We start from the raw sequence: 18,624 nt of genomic DNA on the forward strand, positions 1-18,624 counted from the left end.
TCTCAAAAAGGAGTTATCTGCCTGGCAAAAACAACGCAATCAAAGTCTATCAACAATTCAATGGAAATTCACAAAGCAAGATGCTGACCAAAAACTACAGAGACACTATACATGAAATTATTTATTGGAAATTATACTAGCTTTTCTTTTGAATCCAAAATTATTCTGGGCATTACTGGAATAATTTATATCTGTTTGGGATATTTGTTGGGAAAATTCAAAAAAAAATTTATTGCCATTATCCTTTTGTTATTTTCTTCTGCTCGGCGAAGTCTTTTGGACCCCTCCGCTCGTCGAAGTCTTTTGGACTTCGACGTCAATTCTGTATAATCAAACGGCGAAGTGAAAAACACTTCGCCGAGCATTGGGTTTTTCTCTTTGTTGGAATTGGCTTATAGTCGGCTTCGAAACGTTTGGGACCACCAGATCTGCATCCCCCTACAAAAAACTCTGCTATTCAAACAATTGAGCATGCGTTCCTGTCGCATGAAAAGTAATCGTTTCGCGTTCTTCTGAATCTTCACCAATTTCATAAATCAAAACCCAATCTCCTTCAATATGACAATCTCGATATCTATTCCATTCGCCAAAAAGCACATGGTCAACGTGGTGTGGAGCAAGTTTTTTCCCATCGATAAGATCCTGCAAAACTTTATGAAGTTTCTCAATATTTCTTCGCCCTGATTTCTTGAGTTTTGAATAATCGCGCCGAAAACGCTTTGCATAATAAGGAATTCTCATTCCTTAATATTTTCACAATTTTTTCAAAGCATCAAAGAAGACCTTTTTATTCTTAAATTTTTTTATTCCTTTTCCTTTTCGTGCTTCTCGTAAATCTTTCTTGAGTTCATCATTCGGAACTTCGGAAGGAAGAAATGGGAATCCCCTCTTTCTCGTGACTTCTGTATAAAATATCGTAATCGCCTGAGATGGCTTTATGCCTTGTTCAAGGAGAATTTCTTCTGCTCGTTGTTGCAGGACAGGATCAATTCGGTGTTGTAATCTTCCAGTTCCCATAAGAACAATATCAAATGCAATATACTCCAATTGTACTCCATTTGTCTCAATATGACAAATGGATTTTTTGCATATCTCATTTTGTGTCGACGAACTCCGACGACACAAAATAAAATGAGATTTTTACACACTCATAACTTTTTTGATCTTCGCCTGTTTTTCGATACTATAAACTCGAGCCCTCAACAATCCTATGAAAAATTCTCAAAAAATTTCGCTTTTAGAGAAAAGAACACTCATTGAAGAAAAAATTAGATCCCTTTATCCAGATACGTATAGGAAGATTATTCATTCTATATCTCAAGCAAAGCCAACAACTTTTCGAATAAACACTTTGAATGGTGGAGCAGAAGTATTGGAGGAATTGACGGAGCATGGAATTCAGGTCCAAAAAGGTCCGCTACCGAATTCTTATGTTGTGAAGAAGGGATCTCAAAAAGAAATCGAAGCAACTTCAGGATATCAAAACGGGAAAATTTATCTTCAGGAATTTTCGAGCATGCTTCCTCCGCTTATTCTTGATGTGGAAAAAAATCATATCGTACTGGATCTCGCCGCTGCTCCAGGAGGAAAATCAACGGAAATTCAGGCAATTACAGGAGATGAATCAAAAATTGTGTGCGTGGAAAAAAATCCTATTCGTTTCGAGAGACTCAAGTACAATCTCGAGCTTCAGGGCGTAAAAAATTATGAAATTCTTCTCGAGAATGGAATTGGACTTTATAAGAATCATCCGGAATATTCAGAATATTTTGAGAGAATTCTCCTCGATGCTCCGTGTTCAAACGAAGGAGGAATACATCTTTCTGAGCCCAAATCGTATGCTTCCTGGGATTTAAAACCTTCAAAAGAACTTATGAGAACACAAAAGGGGCTCATTATGTCGGCGTATCATACGCTGAGACCCGGTGGAATTTTGGTATATTCGACCTGTACGTTTTGCATTGAAGAAAATGAGGGAATTGTTGATTGGCTTCTCAAGCAAACTCAAAACATGGAACTTCTGCCAATCTCCCTAGGAATTCCAAATACCATTCCCGGTTTCACAAAATTTACAGAAGATATTTTCCATCCTTCTCTTGTTCGAACAAAAAGGATCATTCCTGATGCCCTTTTCACCGCATTTTTTCTGGCAAAATTTCGGAAAGTGATGATACAAATTTAGAGAATGCTCTGTGTCTAGAAAATTATTTTTTCTTCTAAGACGAGAGATGCATTCCATGTGTTCGGAGATGTTTCTTCTACCCATATCCCCATGACAGTAATTTTTGCGTTGAGGAGCTCCTCATGTTTTTTGAGGATCTTTTGAATGATTGTAATTGTTTTTTTCACTCCTACTTTTATATCTGCTTCGTGTTCGCCCTTTGATACAGGATTTCCTGCACACTTGTCGTGACCAGCGACCGCTACGTATCGAGAACCATGATGACCAATGGAAATGCCAAGTTTATTTTCAAGTTCCTCTTCTTCTTTTTCCGATACACAAGATGTGAATTTATCAGCTCCCGGCTCAGTAATCATATCTACGTAGACTATTTCGGATCCTTCTTTTTCTTGAACGATTTTTTGCATGAGCAGTTTTACCGGATCTTGAGCGCGACCATCCATACAATTAATCGCGGTAGCGAAAGACGATGAATTTGAGGACATAAAAGTAAATAAAATTGAAACGGAAAGAATGTATGGGATATTTTTGGAAAAGACAAATGAATTAGTTTCGGTGAAATGAAAAACATTTCTTACAAGACTGAGTTATGTGTCATAATATCCGAAAAGATTTTATATAATTCAAAAATAGTATGCCAGAAAGGGATATAAAATTTTCAATAGAACCAGCTCTTATAGCCAAAGGACTTAAAATTAGCGCTGCGACTTTTTCCGTACCAGAGAATCCTCGGCATCGCGGTAGCGGTTTAGAAGAACACATACAACGTGTCATTGAGTCTTTAAATATTAGAGAATTATTGAAATCTCCTATTTTGGAAGCTTACAGAGAACTTCAAAGAGAGGCTGGAGTTAAAAGACCAGTGGCTCCTGCAGAATATCTTTTAGGACTCATCCAAAAATCTCGGAAATTGCCCAATATAAATCGGGTCGTAGATGGCTACAACATTGTATCTGCCGCGACATTGCTTTCCATGGGAGCACATGATCTTGAAAAAATCTCCGGGAATGTGCAACTCAGAACAACGGATAGCACGGAAAAGTACACTCCACTTGGTAAAACAGAACCGGAAAGAGTTGCTCCCGGAGAATACGTGGCTATTGATGACAAAGGGACAGTTTTGTGTCGTCTAGATTTGAAACAAGGCAATGAAACCAAATGCGATGGAGATAGCAAAAAGATTCTAATTTATGCGCAAGGGAATACGGAAACTTCTGAGGATTATCTACGAGATGCATTACGACGAGTCCGTGAAAATATCGTAAATTTTTGTAACGGAAAATGTTTAATTTTAGAATAAACCAATAGAAAATTTTAAAGAGAAACTTATCACTTCATAATCTTGTCGTCTCTAAAAATATATCTATGGATAAGATCCATTATTCAATAATCAGAAACGCAAAAGAACTTGAAATTTTGCGTAATAAATCCTCCTTCAATTACACGTACGATGAGACAACAATTACACTCCTCAAAAAGAACTTCACATTAGCGGATAGTCTCTCCATTCTTGCAAAAAATAATGACGAATTTGCGGCTTTCTGTTCCATCGACAGAGACTGGTGGGAAGAGAATTATTTTTTTATTCGAGAAATACTCGTCGATCCGAAATTTCAAAAGCAAGGAATTGGAGAAAAAATAATGGACATGTGTAGAGAACATGCTCGTGAGAAGAAAGCCATTGGAGTCGTTACTGAAACAGATTTTAAAAACTTCCCCATGCAAAAACTTTGCACGAAATTTGGATTTCAAGAATGGGAGAATCCTCAGTGGAAAGAAGGAATAACTTATAAATTGATTTTTTAATTTCACTCTCCGGCTGAGGAGCACATTTCTAATTCGTAATTCGTAATTGAATGATTCGTAATTGATTTATCCCCCACTCCGCATGCTCCTTCAGCATTGGATCGCTTTCGCGATCGATTACTTTTTGCAGGAGCGGAAGAAATTCTGCGTTCCCTGAATTCCCCGCGACAATACACGCATTCCGAATCATTCCCCTTCTCTTCGCCCGCATGAGTGGCGACCCAGCAAATCGCTTCAAAAACTTCTCATCAGAATCCATTTCGAGAATTTCAGAAATGAGAATTTGAGTACCAGCAATTTCCTTTTCCATCATTGGATTTTTCAAGAGTCGCTCATCCTCGGGCGACTTCCCTTGCCTCGGAATATTGTATGGACACACTTCCTGACAAATATCACAGCCAAAAATTCGGTTGCCGATTTTTTCTCTGAGTTCCACTGGAATTCCGCCTTTATTCTCAATCGTCAAATAAGGAATGCACTTTCGCGCATCAATAAGACCTGGACGAACGATTGCGCCTGTGGGGCAGGCGTGAGTACAACGGGTACAATTTCCACAATTCAATTTTGAAAAATCTGGACCGGACGATTTCCGATCATCACGGGGAATTTCAACCGTTGTAAAAATACATCCGATGAGCACCCATGAACCAGATTTTTGAGTAATGAGACAGGAATTTTTTCCCAAAAAACCGAGTTTTGCTTTTTCTGCCCACACTTTTTCCATCACCGGATGCGCATCGAGGGAAAGACGAAAATCGGATTCGTTCGATTTTGGAAAATATTCCGCGCGAATGAATTCTTGAAGTTCGAAAAGCATTTTTTTGATGACTTTGTGATAATCACGGCCGGCGGCATAACGAGCGATGATGGCATTTCCTCCGATTCCATCATCATCCCGGAAAGCGCGACCGCGCGGTCGCGCTTTCATGCGATCGTGATAATACCCGACCGTTCTCACTATTACCGATTTTACATTCGGCAAAAATCCCCTCGGATCCTTGCGCACATTTTTTGTTCGCTCCATGTATTCCATATCTCCATGAAATCCATTTTGAAGCCAATTTTCTAAGTGTTCCCCCATATCGGAAATATCCGAAATTCCCGAAAAACCAATCTCAGAAAACCCGATTTCTTGAGCTTTTTTCTCTACCGCCGACCAAAATGATTTTTTTCGCATTTAAAATTTAAAATTTAAAATCTATAATCGCTTCAGCATTTTCTCCGAAAAATGACCAAAGCAAAAGACAAACTCAGAATCGCAATCCTCGCTTCTACTTCTGGCTCCGATCTTCCTGCAATTTTTGCAATGGACCGAAACCATTATAACTTTGTTTTTCTTCTGACGAACAAAGAACATGCGCCGTGCCGAGAAAAAGCGGAAAATGCAAATGTTCCTGATATTTTTCTTGATGCTACTGGGAAATCACGTGAAGAATACGATGAAGAAATTCTTCAGCTTCTCGAAAAAGAGAAAATTGATCTCGTGATTCTCGTCGGCTGGATGAGAATTCTTTCTTCAAAACTCGTGCGAGCGTATCTCGGACGAATGATAAATGTCCATCCTTCACTTCTTCCGGCGTTTCCGGGAGGAATGGATACGAATGTCCACGAAGAAGTGTTAAAAGCAGGAATAAAGAAAACGGGGGTCACGATTCATTTTGTTACGGAAAATCTTGATGAAGGACCGATTATTCTTCAGAAATCATGTTCTGTTGATGCGAATGAAACGGTAGATTCACTGAAGGCAAAGGTACAAAAACTCGAACAGGAAATGTTTCCAGAGGTGATTCGAATGTTTCGAATGGGGAAAATTCATATGAGCGACATAATTCCTTCTTGAAATAGCAATCCTGATTCCCTACAATGTGCTTCGCTATTTCGCGGAGGGATGGCAGAGTGGTTGAACGCGGCGGTCTTGAAAACCGTTAGGCCCGAAAGGGTCTCCTGGGTTCGAATCCCAGTCCCTCCGCCAGCCTTCGCTCTTCGAGCTTCGGCTGGCAAGCCGGATGCGAGAAGTTCAGCGAAGTGCTGTCCTCCGTAGCTTTAGCGAAGAAGGACAATTTATCTCGAACGAAGCGATCGAAGGACAATTGAAAACATTTTTTTTCTTTTCCATGAAGTCGCTGAAAAAAGCTATCCTCTTTGGCTTCTTTATCTGGCTTATTGCGTTTTCTGTAGCTTTTTTGCTGTATCCAATTCATGATTCGCATTGTCCTCTTTTTGAATCAATCATGCCAGTAGTCATTTCACTGACGACTGTTTTTTTCACCATGAAATATTTTCGAAATATTACCAAAAATTTTCAAAAAGAGGGATTTTTGCTTGGAGTTATGATCATATGTGTTAATTGGGGAATTGACCTTCTCCTGTTTCTTCCCAAAAGCCCAATGCAAATGAGTCTAAGTGCTTATATTCAAGATATTGGCATCACGTATTTTATGATACTTCCAATCACATTTGGATTTGGAATATTTTTAGAGAAGAAATAGTACTTTCATGAGAGAAATCTTCATTTGCCGAACTTTTCTTCCTTTGCTCGTTTGAACTTTGACGCTCAAGGGAAAACATTTCTTTAAGCTTTTTGAAATACTTAATTCAGTTTTTTAAAATTCGGATTTTCAATCAATGACCTCATCTGAAGAATGGCAATTTGATTGAGTCTGAGAAGCCTTTCACTTTGAGGAAACCCTTGCCGAATGAATTCGGCATTTAGTGTTTCCAGATTCGCTAAGCACACCAGTTGAAAAACATCGGCATAATCACGCATGTTTCCTTCTTTTTTTGGATTTTTCTCTCGCCATTCTTTTGCCGTCATCCCAAATAACGCTGTATTTAATACATCAGCTTCACTCGCAAAAATTACCTCGGCCTGTTTTTTTGTTATTTCTTTTGGGATGAGGTGCTTCGAAATTGCATCAGTATGAATTCGATAGTTAATTTTTGTCAGAATTCGCTTCACGTTCCAACCAACAGCGAGTCTTTCATTTTCTTCATCCTTGAGCCTTTGGAACTCTTTGATGAGATAGAGCTTAAACTCTGGAGAAAGCCATGTGGCAAATTCAAACGCAATATCCTTATGAGCAAAAGTACCTCCATATCTCCCCGCACTCGATCTAATTCCTATGGCGTTTGTTTTCCTGATCCACAAAGAAGAAGAGATAATAAACCCATTTGTTCCGACTTCATTTTTAATCTTATTGAATTCCATAAGATTAAAAATTGGATTATGGAACTGCTCCCACGCCCCCATAAACTGTATCGTGTATTTTGTCGTGAGCCAATTGGAAATAACCACTCCGCTGTCATAGGTTTTGAATTTCGCCATGTCGGTGAGAGAAATATAATCCTCATTATTCCTCTCTATGATGGACACTTGTATGCCCTGTAAATTTATTTTTTTGTGAGTCATATTTTTCAAAAAATATTCAAAATCCTTCACGCCTCTTAGCGTACAGAATTAGAAAATTTTTCCATGAACTCAAAAATATGAATCTAAGAGAATGTCTATCCCCAGACATTTTCGAGAATTCTTTTGTGTCGACGAACTCCGACGACAGAAAAATTTCTCATATAGAGCAATTTATTTGAGTTTGGGATGTTTTCATGAAATGACTCCCATCACAAAAAACGAAATAAGGAGAATAGGAATATGAATGAGATAAATGATGAGCGCTCGCTTCCCCATGAATACGATACATTTTCCGAAAAAATTCTCCATTTCCGGCAAATTCCATTTTCTGTTTCCATGTGGATAGAAAAAATGTCCGAGAAATATGCCAAACGCGACAAATCCCATCCACGGAAATATCGGGAAATAATCAAGCGTTGGGACAAGTTCTCGGTAAAATCCAAAAATATAGAGCGCATAAGAGGATGTTCCCAAAGACCTTCGAAAATACCCAAGCACCAAGATAAGAACTGAAAAAACGAGGGCTCTGTGTTTTTGAGGAACTACAGGAATCAATGTGAGAACGCTCATTCCAATGACATGAAGAATGCCGAATCGAATAAAATAACCGGGAAGAAAAATAAAAGTAATGAATGACAGAAGAATTCCGAGAACGATCAAAATGAGCGCTCTTTTCATTTGCCGCTCATAAAATAAAGTGACATTTCCTTTCTCTCGCGCCCTGAAATAGGAAATTACGAGGGAAATTCCCACAAGAGTTAAAAAAGTAACTTGAATACTTCTGGCGAGGACAAGCCATCCCGTTTGATACATTTCCAAAATCGAATTCTGTGAAAATTTCACTATAAAAAATGCATGAAATACAATCATTCCTAAGACAGCGCATCCGCGAAAAAAATCCAGTTCCCAAAATCTTTTTTGTGATGATAGCAATGGCAAAGTGCAATACTTAAGAAGGAAAAAATTCCTCCATGTGGAAATCATAACGGAATTTCCCTACTTATGAAAACCCTCTAAAAAATGTTATACTGCCGAGCGGGATTTTGTAAGCATCTCGAGAATTTATGATGAATGTTCACCAGCAAATTCCAAAGAAAAAAGTTGAACAGAAAGATCAATTTGAAGAGATGAAAATTCTCTGTCCGCGCCACCAAACTTACTACAAATTCACAGGAGAATGTGAGGAGTGTAAGAATGAGAAAGAACACCGGAGAAAGGTAAAACCTCATATTTTTCTTCAGCTCGCTTTTTTTCTCCTCCTTTCTTTCGGAATTTTTTGGGGCGTTTCATCGGTTTTCATTTCACCTGAACCGAGCCTTATTATCCTTTCGTCTTCATCAAAAATTGATCCGACTCGTTATAAAGAAACTCTCGTTTCTCTCGAAAATTTGCTCTATGGAAAACAGAATTTTTCTTTAGACGAGATACGCGAAATGAAAAATCTTGTCATGAGCCTTTCTGAGGAGATTCAGAAGGAAAAGTCTTCTTCATTAAAACATCGCGAAGCATCTGTGGTGTTTCTTTATTTTTCGAATTTCATTGGAGAATTTGAGAATGTTGAGAATGAAAAAATTCCGATGCAAAAAATTACAGGAGAATGGGAGAAAACGCGCAGTGAATTTTTTGCGAATGTTCCGTGGTTTCATCCAAAATCTGAGGACTTTCCTCAAATCGAAGAAAATAAATCGCTGTATTCTGCAGACTATCAGTACATTCTTTCTCGTCTTCAGCAGATTTCCAAATCGGCGCTATCAGACTTTGATGAAATTTTTGAGCTCGAGAAAAAGAATACTGAAAAAGCCCAAGAGAAATGGAGCATCATGAAAGAAACCTGGGATGAAGATCTCCTCTATATTTCTTCACGATTTCCACAACAAGAACCACTCGAAACCGGTGAAATTTCCGTCCCGCCAATTGAGTCTCTCCTCAAAAAAATACTGGACAGTTTGCTTTCGCTCATGAACGGCGAATCCCCTCCCCTTTCCTCGGTGCCCATAATACGATATAAACTTGAGGAAGCGGAAAAGGATCTTGCCGCCGCTCAGGTACTTCTTAATGATCTTGAAAAAAATCAATAATTTTTTCCATTTGTGTATGCCCCATTCCCATATTCCAAAAACAGATGCAGATATCTCTCCGAAACTTCTCGAAGAGTTTTATTCGCATTCTTTAAACTATAAGGCGAGTATTTTTCTCCTTCCGGAAGAATCTGGTTTTGAAGTAAATATCTCCCTCTGGCGTGATTCTTCGGAAATCCAAGTCCCTCTTTGGGAACGAATTGGAGGACCATTTCATGTTGAGAAAGAAGATCTCGCAAAGACAACTGCTCGCGAACATTTGGAACTTCTTTCGGGAGAACGAAAAGATGACAAAGTCTCTCCTGAAGTTTTGAAATGGGTAAAGGAATATTCCGGAGATGAAAATGCCGAATTTCTTCTTCCTGCAAATTATGAAATTCATGCTGAAGATGCGCCCACGAAAAAACATGGAGAGAAGAACCTCAAGGTAAAATCTCTCCTTATCGTGTATGATCTCTTCGTTCTCGAAGTTGATCGAAATTTTTGGAAAATTGGAACTTTCCGCGAAGAAGATGGATCTCTCACGAGTTGGGGGAAATTTTCCTCACTAAAAGCCGCAATTAATGCGCTCGGGATGAAAACTGAGGAAAAGAAATAAAAAAAATGTATATGATAGCGAATATTTTTCTTTTATTTTGTATCAGTGCAACAAACTGCTCTTCAAATCGTCAAGACTCTTCAGAATGCTGGATATATTGCGTATTTTGCTGGAGGTGCCGTACGAGACATTCTTCTCGGAAATAGTCCGGATGATATCGATATTGCCACAAACGCGAAACCTGAAGAAATCGAAAAACTCTTTGCGAAAACATATTCCATCGGAAAACATTTTGGTGTGATTTTGGTAGAGGAGAATGGACATCATTTTGAAATTGCAACTTTTCGGAGTGATGCCGGATATACCGATGGAAGAAGGCCGAATGCCGTATTTTTTACTGATGCGAAGGAAGACGCATTTCGAAGAGATTTTACGATCAATGGAATGTTTTTTGACCCGATTTCAGATGAGCTGCACGATTTTGTGGGAGGAGAAAAAGATTTGAAACGAAAAATACTGAGGTTTATTGGGAATGCGGAAGAACGAATTCGTGACGATCATCTCCGCATTCTTCGAGCGGTACGATTCAAAAATAGATTCCAACTCAAATATGAAAGCAAAACGAAGAAGGCTCTCATGCTTCACTCTTCACTTATTGTCCACATTTCTGCAGAGCGAGTGCAGGAAGAGCTTACTAAAATGCTGCTGCGATTTTCACGAAAACAAGCTTTTCAGGATCTTCTTGATTTGGGAATTCTTGAGCATATTATTCCCGAACTTACCGAACTCAAAAATACTCCTCAGCCAAAGAACTTCCATTCCGAGGGAGATGTCCTCATACACACGTTTATGGTCATCGCAAAACTTCCAGAACATCCGAGCTTAGAACTCGCTTGGGCGGCTCTTTTTCACGATATTGGAAAAGCTAAAGCCATATCCTACCGCGAGAAAAGAATTCGTTTCCCAAATCACGAAGTATTTGGAGAAGAAATATCGAAAAAGATTTTAAAACGACTTAAATTTTCAAATTTTTCCCTGGGAAAAATTTGTTGGCTCGTAAAACATCATCAGCTTTTTGATGTTTTTGAGAATATGAAGTGGTCCACAAAGCTTCATTATTTCGATCATCCTTTTTTTGAAGATCTCCTTCTTCTTCATCATGCTGACCTCTATGGATCTCTCCCGAGTAGAGCTCATGTTCACGAGCAGGGAGAAAATAATCTCAGTGGAATAAAAGCTGAATATGAACGAGCTCATTTTGATAATCTTCTCCCTTCTGCTCAGCCAGAGCTTCTCTCAGGAAAAGAAATTATGAAAATTCTGAATATTCCTCCCTCCAAAAAAATTGGAGAAATAAAGGCGGCTCTACGTGAAGCGCAGCTTAATGGAAAAATTTTGGATGCCCTATCCGCTCGGAAATGGATTTTGAAGAAATATTCCAGCTAAGAAAATAGGAAGCGCTCAGGAACCCGCTTTTCGCTTGCCGAATTCACAAAAAAAATGTAGAGTCCGAGAGAAATTTACGGCTAAAAAAGATGGTCAAAATGATACGAATGGCTGGAGTGGCAAAACACTTGGGAATTGCTTCTCAAGAGCTCCGAAAACTTCTCACCGAGGTAAATCTTGGTGTGAAGCCAACTGATAGAGAAATACCAGAAAATCTTGCGGCAGGGATTGTTCGATTTGCTGCACGAAGATTTAAAATTAAGTGTCCTCCGCTCATTCAGCTTGAAGAAGAAACTGGAGAGGAAAGCGAAGACCAAAAAATCTCTTCAGAAGAGAAAGAACTCTCCTCGCTGACACAACTCAAAACTATTGCTCAGAATTCGAAAAAAGATCTCGAAAAAAGAAAAAAAATGGTTCGTGAATCTGCAGGAGATGAGGCAGGAAGTGCTGATGGAAAGGGAGGAGGTAAAAAACTTTCCATTCTCAGAAAAATAGAAATTTCTCCTGAAGCGGCGGCAAAGGCAAAAGAAAAGATGAAAGAGGAAGAAGAAATGAAGCGTCAGCTAAAACAAGAAAAAGATGAAGAAATCATGGAACGAAAATTACTCCAGAAAAAGAAGCAGGAACAAATCTTTAAAAAGAAAGAAGGCTCTGTTGAAATTCCCGATCATCTCCCCATTAAAGAATTTGCTGAAAAAATTGGTATCCCTACTTCTCAGATTCTCGCCGCACTTGTTCGAAACGGCGTGATGGCAACATTGAATAGCACTATTGATTTTGATACTTGCTCGCTCATTTCTCTGGAATTTGATATTGAGGTAAAAAAAGCCCAAGCAGATGTGTCGAGTGAAAGTCTTTTTTCTGGCGATATTTCTGAGCTTCTGAAAGATGAAAAAGAAAATCTGAAAACAAGACCTCCGGTAATTGTGGTAATCGGGCATGTTGATCACGGGAAAACGAGTATTCTCGATAGAATTCGAAAGGCAAAAGTAGCAGAGGGCGAGGCGGGAGGAATTACTCAACATATCGGAGCATATCAAATTGAAAAAAATGGCAGACTAATCACATTTTTGGATACTCCGGGACACGAATCATTCACCGCAATGCGAGCGAGAGGAACCAAAACTGCCGATATTGCCATCCTGGTGATTGCTGCTGACGAAGGTATTAAACCGCAAACCGTTGAAGCGATAAATCACGCGAAAGAAGCCGATATTCCCATTATTGTGGCGATGAATAAAATGGATAAAGAGAGCGCTAATCCGGAAAAAGTAAAAGGAGAACTTAATGAACACGGTCTGCAAGTGGAAGAATGGGGCGGAAAAACTCCTCTTGTTCCCGTCTCTGCGCACTCGGGAGCTGGAATTGAGGAGCTTCTCGAAATAGTACTGCTGCAAGCTGATCTTCTTGAACTTGCGGCAAATTCGAAACGAAGAGCTGTGGGTACCGTCATTGAAGCCCATCTTGATCCTTCCATTGGTCCTGTGGGTACTATTTTGGTAAATACTGGGACTCTCCACATAAAAGATATTTTTATCATTGGAAAAATTCGGGGAAGAGTAAAAACTATGGTAAATGATACGGGGAAAAATATCATTTCTGCTCCGCCTTCGTCCGCCGTACAGATTTCTGGAATAGATTCGGTTCCTATTCCGGGAGATATTTTGCAAGTGTTCGAAAATGAAAAAATCCTTAAAAACAAACTCGAAGAATTGGAAACGCTTCACGAGCGAAAAACAGGAAGAGGAATGGGGGTTTCTGAGATTATTGATCACCTGAAGCAGGGAAATATGAAATTCCTGAAAGTCGTTTTAAAAGCTGACACAAATGGTTCTCTCGAGGCAGTAAAACAAGCGGTGGGGAAAATAAAACATGAAGAAGTAGGAGTAAAAATTATTCATGCAGCAGTCGGAGCAATTACAGAGACAGACGTTATGATGGCAGCTGCGAGCCAAGGACTTGTAGTTGGATTTAATGTCATCGTTTCACCAAGGGTACGCAGAATCTCTGAAAAAGAATCGGTGGAAATTATGAATTACGATATTATTTACAAACTCACGGAAGACATCGAGAAGATCCTTGGTGGACTTCTGGAGCCAGAACTTGTAGAAACAGTTCTTGGAAGAGCATTTGTGAAACAAATTTTTTACACAAAGAAGAAAATGATGATTCTTGGATGTAAAATTGAAAGCGGAAAAATAAAAGTAAAATCAAAGATTCGGGTATATCGAAAAGAAGAGAAAATTGGAGAAGGAGTTATTGCCGCTCTTCAACATTTCGAAAAGAAAGTCCCTGAAATTGAGGAAGGACAAGAATGTGGCATCCAATTCGAAGGAAACTTCCCTCTCGAAGAAAGGGATGTTTTGGAAGCATATGAAATGGAGAAGCGAATCAGAACACTTTAAGAAAACTCTGATAAAGAAAAATCAAAATTATTTTCGGTCACGCACTGGAGAGGAAACTCTGAAAAATGATGTCCGCCTAAGGCGGATTGACCGCAGATGACGAAGGAGTTCGCATTTTTCAGAGTTTCCTTAGCTGAGGACGCTCGCTACTGTGCGCATAATCGTATACGAAAGGAGCGCAATCATGAGGCCAAAGACCGCCCATTTCATCGCGCGTTTTGCACGTGCCTGAGGAATTTCTTCACCGGCGGCAAGGGAATACATTATTCCACCGATAATGAGAATGAGCGCTGCCACGAGACTCGCGACACTGAGTAAAACTCCAGCAAAGCGATCAAGAAGTTCTGGGAGTTCACCAGAAGCAATAGAAGTGGGAGGCGTTACTTGTCCGATATCTCCACTATTTGCAGCGGAAGTAGACAGAGGCAATGTTCCGAATATTATCAGAAAAAATACAATTTGAAGCCAATATTTTTGAATATATCTCGACACTGGCAGATAATCTAAAATCTAAAATTTAAAATCCAAAATCTAGAATTGTCCTATAACCAAATCGTTATCACCCAATTGATAATCCCGTAGGCCAAAAATGATATTGAGAGTCCTATAATCGAAAATTTAAGCCCGGATTTTGCTCTTTCAAGTTTTTCGAGGTCTCCAGAGGCAAGCATGTACTGAATACCGTTATAAATGAGCATAATCACCGACGCTCCTCCTACAATTCCGAGAAGAAGATTGCTGATATTTTCGAGTACAAATGTGGCGTCTGTAAGTTTTGCCGGACCGCTTATATCCGAAGTAGGTTTTTGGAGAAATGCAAAGAGAACTCCTGAAAAAAGCATGAGTACTGTAGAAACAAGCGCTCCGCTCACTACTTGCTTCGCGGTATCAATTTTTTCCTCTTCTCCCCGAGCAGCCATATAGAGTATTCCTCCGATAATGAGCATAATGGCAGAAATTCCAAAAATTACCTGAGTGGACCACGCCCAAATTTGTGAAATATATTCACCGAAATCTGCTACTTCGCCGATTTCTGTTTCTTCCGCAAAAGCAGAAGTTGGGAACAGAAGACCAAGAAGAAGAAAAAGGAGACGGTACATGTGAAACAGAAATGAAAATACTAGGAGAAGAAGAACTGAACAATATCATTATACGTCACCGCAACAATGAAAAGGAGCAGTAAAATATAGCCGACAAAATGAACAGGTGTTTCCCAATTTGGAGGGATTCGATCGGGCATTTTTCGAAGTTTTGGAAATATTTTTCGTATTGGATAAAAAATAAAGAAAGAAAGTCCTTCAAAAATTTGAAAAAAGAATCGCGCTCCATCGAGAGCTGGAAACGGAATAACGTTTATCACACCGAGGGAAAGTGAAAGAAGCGCGGCAAACTGGGTGATTTTAGAGAAGTCCCCGAGTTGGACAAATCGATGAGTTGCTGCTGCAATTGCTATTGGACCTCCAACTCCCTCAGGAATTTTAGGAGCTTCTCCTTCAAATACTCTCCCAAACGTAGAACGAAAAATGGATTGGACCATTCCTAAAGTCATAAATATATATCTCTTGGAATCAACAAGTCCTTGAGGAATTGCCTCTCTCAAAGGATAATGGACAGGATTCAGGAAAAAATAATACTCGGGAATGAGAATAACTCCCATTTCTCCGTCTCCATTCTCTAATTTTTTCCGGACCAAAGTTTTTTCTTCATCTGTAAAAATTTTTTCCTTCTCAGAAAAATGAGAAACTTCATATCGCATCTTATCTTCAAGTGGAACTGTCTTCTGAACAGCGATGAATTGTTCTGGGCTATCGACAAGAGTTCCATTCACGCTGAGAATTTGATCTCCTGCTGAGAATCCAGCTATTTCAGCCGGTGAATCTTGCTGTATTGCAAAAATAAAAACACCATTCTCTCGTTTTTCAAGAAATCCTTTTTCTCTCCACTCATCGAGATGTCCATCTGAAAAATATTTTTGAAACCCGGAACTGGAAGATAAATTTGGATCTAAAATGGGATAATATCCAAGCCAAGAAACAAGGATTAGCAGTGTAATAGCGAGAAGAAAATTCATTGTGACACCTCCAATCGTAATGATCATCCGCCAGAGAAGAGGTCTATTACAAAATGCCCTTGGGTCTCCCTTACACTCTTTCTCCAAACTCTCTCCATAAAGACGGACAAATCCACCAAAAGGAATGAGATTGAGTGTCCACTCCATAGTTTCCTTTTCTTTTCCCATTTTTCCATCATTTTTTTGAAATTCTACTTGCCGAGATGTTTTCTTGGAAAATATCTTGGGAGGAAGTCCAAATCCAAACTCCTCAACTTTTACCTTTCCCCACCTGGCAGTTAAAAAATGACCGAGCTCATGGATGACAATGAGAATCGAAAAAAGCAGGACGAATGCGATCGCAGAAAGCAGAAAACTCCCAAGGCTGGAAAGAAACTCCATTTCTAAAAAAAAATTGTAAAAAAGGAATACGGAGGTGAAAACACTCGGTATACATACTCGTTATATGGTCAGAACTTCTTGCTCTTTTCTTTTTTGAAAGTCTTCTACGTCCTTATTGGACTTATCTACTTTTTCCTGAAGTTCTTTTTCGGCACGCTTTGAATCGTCTTCAGAAAGAGATTTATCTTTTTTTATGGCATCGTGGGCTTCATGACGAACCTGCCGAATTGATATTTTCGCATCTTCTCCAAGTTTATGCACCACTTTTACGATCTCTTTTCTCCTTTCTTCCGTAAGAGGAGGAATATTAATCCGTACGGCATTTCCATCATTTACCGGTGAAATTTTGAGATTTGATTCTCGAATAGCTTTTTCAATTGCTCCCAAAATGCTCTTATCCCAAGGAGTAATGGCAATACTTCTGGCATCTGGAAGTGCAACTTGCGCGAGGTTTCGAAGCGGTTGTCTACTTCCATATGCTTCCACTTCAATCGATTCTACAAGTCCGGGAGAAGCCCTCCCAATTTGGAGATTCGAATATTCCTTTTTCAAAAAGGAGGTTGCCTTTTCTAAACCTCGTTCAGCAGATTGGATAGCTGCATGCATACAAAGTGGGTAAAAGGAAAAATGTCTTCTCTATAATGACAAGAGTTGGATGAAAAATCAAAGGGTTGTGGAGCTTATGTATTCGCAATGAAAGTCCCGACTTTTTCGCCAAGAATTGCTTTTTTGAGATTTCCTGGAACAAAACCGTCGAGTACGATCACCGGGATATTCCCTTGAGAGCACAGAGCAAATGCAGTTTGATCCATGACTTTGAGATTTTTCTTCATGGACTCAGCAAATGTGAGTGTTTCGAATTTGTGCGCATTTTTATTTTTTTCGGGATCGTCATCATATACGCCATCAACTTTTGTGGCCTTGATGAGAAGATCCGCATGGAGTTTCAGAGCACGCTCTGCTGCTGCTGTATCCGTCGTAAAATATGGTTTTCCTGTTCCCCCTACGAGAAGCACTACTTTCTTTTCGGAAAGATCATTGTGTGCGCCTTGAGGAGAATATTTGGGAATCATTCCTTCGACCCCAAAGGCTGAGTACACGACTGACTTTATGTTGCGAGATCTGAGAACATCAGCGAAGAGATGACCATTGAGAAGAGTCGCCATCATCCCAATTTCATCAGAAACAACTCGCTCGATCTTGAGATTTTTTGCATCACGATATCTCCAAAAATTTCCGCCACCAAGAACAATAGCAAGTTCTCCTCCCATATTGTGGAGTGATTCTATTTCATTCGCAAAGTTATTTAGTGCATTTTCAGAAACACCTTTTCCGCTTTCATCGGCGAATGCCTCACCAGAAACTTTGATGAGCACACGGGCATATTTCAATCGCGACATACAAAATTGTGGATAAGCTTTTCGTTAAGAATTGTATCAGAACGCATCGGAATTGGATATAGGCAACACTTGCTCTTTGCTCTTTGCACTTTTCATTTTGCACTTTACAATATTTATGCACTTTTTCTCGAAGAATGCGATTCCAAAAATTCATTTTCAAGGGGCATTTCGAAGATGGCGAAGAACTTGTTTTTGTGGCCCATAAACACTGGATAAAGATACTTCCCAAAGTCTTTGTTCTTCTCATGTTTGGAATAATTTTGCCCTGGGCGGCATGGCTGTTTTTCGCTGTCAGACCACTTATTATTCTTTCGTGGAATATATTTTTCGTTTTTTGGTTCGCATACTATTTTATCGGCTGGTATCTCGATGCACTCCTCATTACAAACACTTCAGTGATCGATGTCGAGTGGGTAAATCTTTTTCATCGAAAATCTTCTCGAGTAACCTATCAAGATCTCAAAGAGATGAGTTATGAAATTCATGGTATTCTTCCCACAATTTTTCGCTACGGAACTATTCACGTACACCTAAATTCTGGCAGTATAATCGATCTCAAGGATGCCAAAAGACCAAAAAGAGTAGAAACCATCATTACTGCCTGTAAGGATCAGTTTTTGAGCAAGAGAAAAATGACAGACGCGACCACACTTCAGGAAATTATTTCCGAAATTGTGCGAAATCATATTGAAGAAAATGGTATTCCGGAACGTCTCAAAAAACTCGGTCATAAATGGTTTTAGGAAATTATTCATGGAAGAGTTCTCATTCCTAATTCCTAATGGCTTTGTTGCACAAATAAATTGTACGGGAATAGGAGTATGTCTAAGATGAGGAGGAACAATAACCTCTTTCAAAATGAAAAAGAAATCCTCACTTAGACAGAGATATCGTATCGCAAATTGGAA

General features: G+C 39.3%; 21 protein-coding genes and 1 tRNA gene. 11 read left to right on the forward strand and 11 right to left on the reverse strand.

Annotated elements, in window-relative coordinates; translation table 11 throughout:
- Positions 1-453: 453 nt before the first annotated feature.
- Entirely contained in the window at positions 454-741 is a 288-nt protein-coding gene (locus HZA38_04740) for a type II toxin-antitoxin system YafQ family toxin (protein ID MBI5414790.1), read from the reverse strand.
- 12 nt (positions 742-753) lie between these two features.
- Positions 754-1,125 (reverse strand): type II toxin-antitoxin system RelB/DinJ family antitoxin, encoded by a 372-nt coding sequence (locus HZA38_04745; GenBank protein MBI5414791.1) that lies wholly within the window; start codon positions 1,123-1,125, stop codon positions 754-756.
- An 85-nt stretch (positions 1,126-1,210) separates the two neighbouring features.
- Here HZA38_04745 and HZA38_04750 point away from each other — a divergent pair, with 85 nt between their 5' ends.
- Positions 1,211-2,182, forward strand: a complete 972-nt coding sequence (locus HZA38_04750; protein ID MBI5414792.1) for an RsmB/NOP family class I SAM-dependent RNA methyltransferase — start codon at positions 1,211-1,213, stop codon at positions 2,180-2,182.
- Between the two features lie 14 nt (positions 2,183-2,196).
- Here HZA38_04750 and HZA38_04755 read toward each other — a convergent pair whose 3' ends face one another.
- Positions 2,197-2,667, reverse strand: coding sequence for a hypothetical protein (locus tag HZA38_04755; GenBank protein ID MBI5414793.1), 471 nt, complete (start codon positions 2,665-2,667; stop codon positions 2,197-2,199).
- Positions 2,668-2,816: 149 nt separating this feature from the next.
- Here HZA38_04755 and HZA38_04760 point away from each other — a divergent pair, with 149 nt between their 5' ends.
- Together HZA38_04760 and HZA38_04765 are read left to right on the forward strand one after the other, a co-directional pair.
- On the forward strand, positions 2,817-3,482 hold the full coding sequence (locus HZA38_04760) for a hypothetical protein (GenBank protein MBI5414794.1): 666 nt from the start codon (positions 2,817-2,819) through the stop codon (positions 3,480-3,482).
- A 65-nt stretch (positions 3,483-3,547) separates the two neighbouring features.
- Positions 3,548-3,988, forward strand: coding sequence for a GNAT family N-acetyltransferase (locus tag HZA38_04765; protein ID MBI5414795.1), 441 nt, complete (start codon positions 3,548-3,550; stop codon positions 3,986-3,988).
- 28 nt (positions 3,989-4,016) lie between these two features.
- Here the strand turns inward: HZA38_04765 and queG are convergent, their stop codons facing one another.
- Positions 4,017-5,165 (reverse strand): tRNA epoxyqueuosine(34) reductase QueG, encoded by a 1,149-nt coding sequence (gene queG / locus HZA38_04770; GenBank protein ID MBI5414796.1) that lies wholly within the window; start codon positions 5,163-5,165, stop codon positions 4,017-4,019.
- Positions 5,166-5,216: 51 nt separating this feature from the next.
- Between queG and purN the strand changes: the two genes are divergently transcribed.
- The 3 genes from purN to HZA38_04785 all read left to right on the forward strand — a co-directional run bounded on the left by purN (position 5,217) and on the right by HZA38_04785 (position 6,477).
- Complete coding sequence (purN, locus tag HZA38_04775; GenBank protein MBI5414797.1) at positions 5,217-5,828, forward strand: phosphoribosylglycinamide formyltransferase; 612 nt, start codon at positions 5,217-5,219, stop codon at positions 5,826-5,828.
- Positions 5,829-5,870: 42 nt separating this feature from the next.
- Positions 5,871-5,960, forward strand: a tRNA-Ser gene (locus HZA38_04780).
- Between the two features lie 142 nt (positions 5,961-6,102).
- Positions 6,103-6,477 (forward strand): hypothetical protein, encoded by a 375-nt coding sequence (locus HZA38_04785; protein ID MBI5414798.1) that lies wholly within the window; start codon positions 6,103-6,105, stop codon positions 6,475-6,477.
- Positions 6,478-6,578: 101 nt separating this feature from the next.
- Here the strand turns inward: HZA38_04785 and HZA38_04790 are convergent, their stop codons facing one another.
- A complete protein-coding gene (locus tag HZA38_04790) occupies positions 6,579-7,397 on the reverse strand; it encodes a KilA-N domain-containing protein (protein ID MBI5414799.1) in 819 nt (272 codons plus the stop codon).
- Between the two features lie 192 nt (positions 7,398-7,589).
- Complete coding sequence (locus HZA38_04795; protein ID MBI5414800.1) at positions 7,590-8,381, reverse strand: DUF1624 domain-containing protein; 792 nt, start codon at positions 8,379-8,381, stop codon at positions 7,590-7,592.
- 80 nt (positions 8,382-8,461) lie between these two features.
- Between HZA38_04795 and HZA38_04800 the strand changes: the two genes are divergently transcribed.
- The 4 genes from HZA38_04800 to infB all read left to right on the forward strand — a co-directional run bounded on the left by HZA38_04800 (position 8,462) and on the right by infB (position 13,864).
- Positions 8,462-9,475 (forward strand): hypothetical protein, encoded by a 1,014-nt coding sequence (locus HZA38_04800; protein ID MBI5414801.1) that lies wholly within the window; start codon positions 8,462-8,464, stop codon positions 9,473-9,475.
- Positions 9,476-9,491: 16 nt separating this feature from the next.
- On the forward strand, positions 9,492-10,073 hold the full coding sequence (locus HZA38_04805) for a hypothetical protein (GenBank protein ID MBI5414802.1): 582 nt from the start codon (positions 9,492-9,494) through the stop codon (positions 10,071-10,073).
- Between the two features lie 45 nt (positions 10,074-10,118).
- On the forward strand, positions 10,119-11,459 hold the full coding sequence (locus HZA38_04810; GenBank protein ID MBI5414803.1) for a CCA tRNA nucleotidyltransferase: 1,341 nt from the start codon (positions 10,119-10,121) through the stop codon (positions 11,457-11,459).
- Positions 11,460-11,548: 89 nt separating this feature from the next.
- Positions 11,549-13,864 carry a translation initiation factor IF-2 gene (infB, locus tag HZA38_04815; protein ID MBI5414804.1) on the forward strand — a complete coding sequence of 772 codons (2,316 nt, stop codon included), beginning with the start codon at positions 11,549-11,551 and terminating at the stop codon, positions 13,862-13,864.
- Positions 13,865-13,993: 129 nt separating this feature from the next.
- On the opposite strand, the gene HZA38_04820 is transcribed toward infB, so the two are convergent.
- The 5 genes from HZA38_04820 to pyrH all read right to left on the reverse strand — a co-directional run bounded on the left by HZA38_04820 (position 13,994) and on the right by pyrH (position 17,716).
- Positions 13,994-14,293, reverse strand: coding sequence for a hypothetical protein (locus tag HZA38_04820; protein ID MBI5414805.1), 300 nt, complete (start codon positions 14,291-14,293; stop codon positions 13,994-13,996).
- A gap of 113 nt (positions 14,294-14,406) precedes the next feature.
- Positions 14,407-14,964: a hypothetical protein gene (locus HZA38_04825; GenBank protein MBI5414806.1), complete on the reverse strand. Its 558-nt coding sequence runs from the start codon at positions 14,962-14,964 to the stop codon at positions 14,407-14,409.
- Between the two features lie 20 nt (positions 14,965-14,984).
- Positions 14,985-16,316, reverse strand: a complete 1,332-nt coding sequence (locus HZA38_04830) for a site-2 protease family protein (GenBank protein MBI5414807.1) — start codon at positions 16,314-16,316, stop codon at positions 14,985-14,987.
- A gap of 60 nt (positions 16,317-16,376) precedes the next feature.
- On the reverse strand, positions 16,377-16,922 hold the full coding sequence (gene frr, locus HZA38_04835) for a ribosome recycling factor (protein ID MBI5414808.1): 546 nt from the start codon (positions 16,920-16,922) through the stop codon (positions 16,377-16,379).
- Between the two features lie 74 nt (positions 16,923-16,996).
- Positions 16,997-17,716: a UMP kinase gene (gene pyrH / locus HZA38_04840; GenBank protein ID MBI5414809.1), complete on the reverse strand. Its 720-nt coding sequence runs from the start codon at positions 17,714-17,716 to the stop codon at positions 16,997-16,999.
- 134 nt (positions 17,717-17,850) lie between these two features.
- Here pyrH and HZA38_04845 point away from each other — a divergent pair, with 134 nt between their 5' ends.
- Positions 17,851-18,459 (forward strand): hypothetical protein, encoded by a 609-nt coding sequence (locus HZA38_04845; GenBank protein ID MBI5414810.1) that lies wholly within the window; start codon positions 17,851-17,853, stop codon positions 18,457-18,459.
- The last annotated feature ends 165 nt before the right edge of the window (positions 18,460-18,624 follow it).

It is taken from the genome of Candidatus Peregrinibacteria bacterium, assembly GCA_016220175.1.
Lineage (GTDB): Bacteria > Patescibacteriota > Gracilibacteria > CAIRYL01 > CAIRYL01 > JACRHZ01.

Coding starts and splice junctions, on each gene's coding strand:
- HZA38_04740 (MBI5414790.1), bottom strand. CDS start 741: ATGAGAATTCCTTATTATGCAAAGCGTTTTCGGCGCGATTATTCAAAA.
- HZA38_04750 (MBI5414792.1), top strand. CDS start 1,211: ATGAAAAATTCTCAAAAAATTTCGCTTTTAGAGAAAAGAACACTCATT.
- HZA38_04755 (MBI5414793.1), bottom strand. CDS start 2,667: ATGTCCTCAAATTCATCGTCTTTCGCTACCGCGATTAATTGTATGGAT.
- HZA38_04760 (MBI5414794.1), top strand. CDS start 2,817: ATGCCAGAAAGGGATATAAAATTTTCAATAGAACCAGCTCTTATAGCC.
- HZA38_04765 (MBI5414795.1), top strand. CDS start 3,548: ATGGATAAGATCCATTATTCAATAATCAGAAACGCAAAAGAACTTGAA.
- queG (MBI5414796.1), bottom strand. CDS start 5,165: ATGCGAAAAAAATCATTTTGGTCGGCGGTAGAGAAAAAAGCTCAAGAA.
- purN (MBI5414797.1), top strand. CDS start 5,217: ATGACCAAAGCAAAAGACAAACTCAGAATCGCAATCCTCGCTTCTACT.
- HZA38_04785 (MBI5414798.1), top strand. CDS start 6,103: ATGAAGTCGCTGAAAAAAGCTATCCTCTTTGGCTTCTTTATCTGGCTT.
- HZA38_04790 (MBI5414799.1), bottom strand. CDS start 7,397: ATGACTCACAAAAAAATAAATTTACAGGGCATACAAGTGTCCATCATA.
- HZA38_04795 (MBI5414800.1), bottom strand. CDS start 8,381: ATGATTTCCACATGGAGGAATTTTTTCCTTCTTAAGTATTGCACTTTG.
- HZA38_04800 (MBI5414801.1), top strand. CDS start 8,462: ATGATGAATGTTCACCAGCAAATTCCAAAGAAAAAAGTTGAACAGAAA.
- HZA38_04805 (MBI5414802.1), top strand. CDS start 9,492: ATGCCCCATTCCCATATTCCAAAAACAGATGCAGATATCTCTCCGAAA.
- infB (MBI5414804.1), top strand. CDS start 11,549: ATGGTCAAAATGATACGAATGGCTGGAGTGGCAAAACACTTGGGAATT.
- HZA38_04825 (MBI5414806.1), bottom strand. CDS start 14,964: ATGTACCGTCTCCTTTTTCTTCTTCTTGGTCTTCTGTTCCCAACTTCT.
- HZA38_04830 (MBI5414807.1), bottom strand. CDS start 16,316: ATGGAGTTTCTTTCCAGCCTTGGGAGTTTTCTGCTTTCTGCGATCGCA.
- frr (MBI5414808.1), bottom strand. CDS start 16,922: ATGCATGCAGCTATCCAATCTGCTGAACGAGGTTTAGAAAAGGCAACC.
- pyrH (MBI5414809.1), bottom strand. CDS start 17,716: ATGTCGCGATTGAAATATGCCCGTGTGCTCATCAAAGTTTCTGGTGAG.
- HZA38_04845 (MBI5414810.1), top strand. CDS start 17,851: ATGCGATTCCAAAAATTCATTTTCAAGGGGCATTTCGAAGATGGCGAA.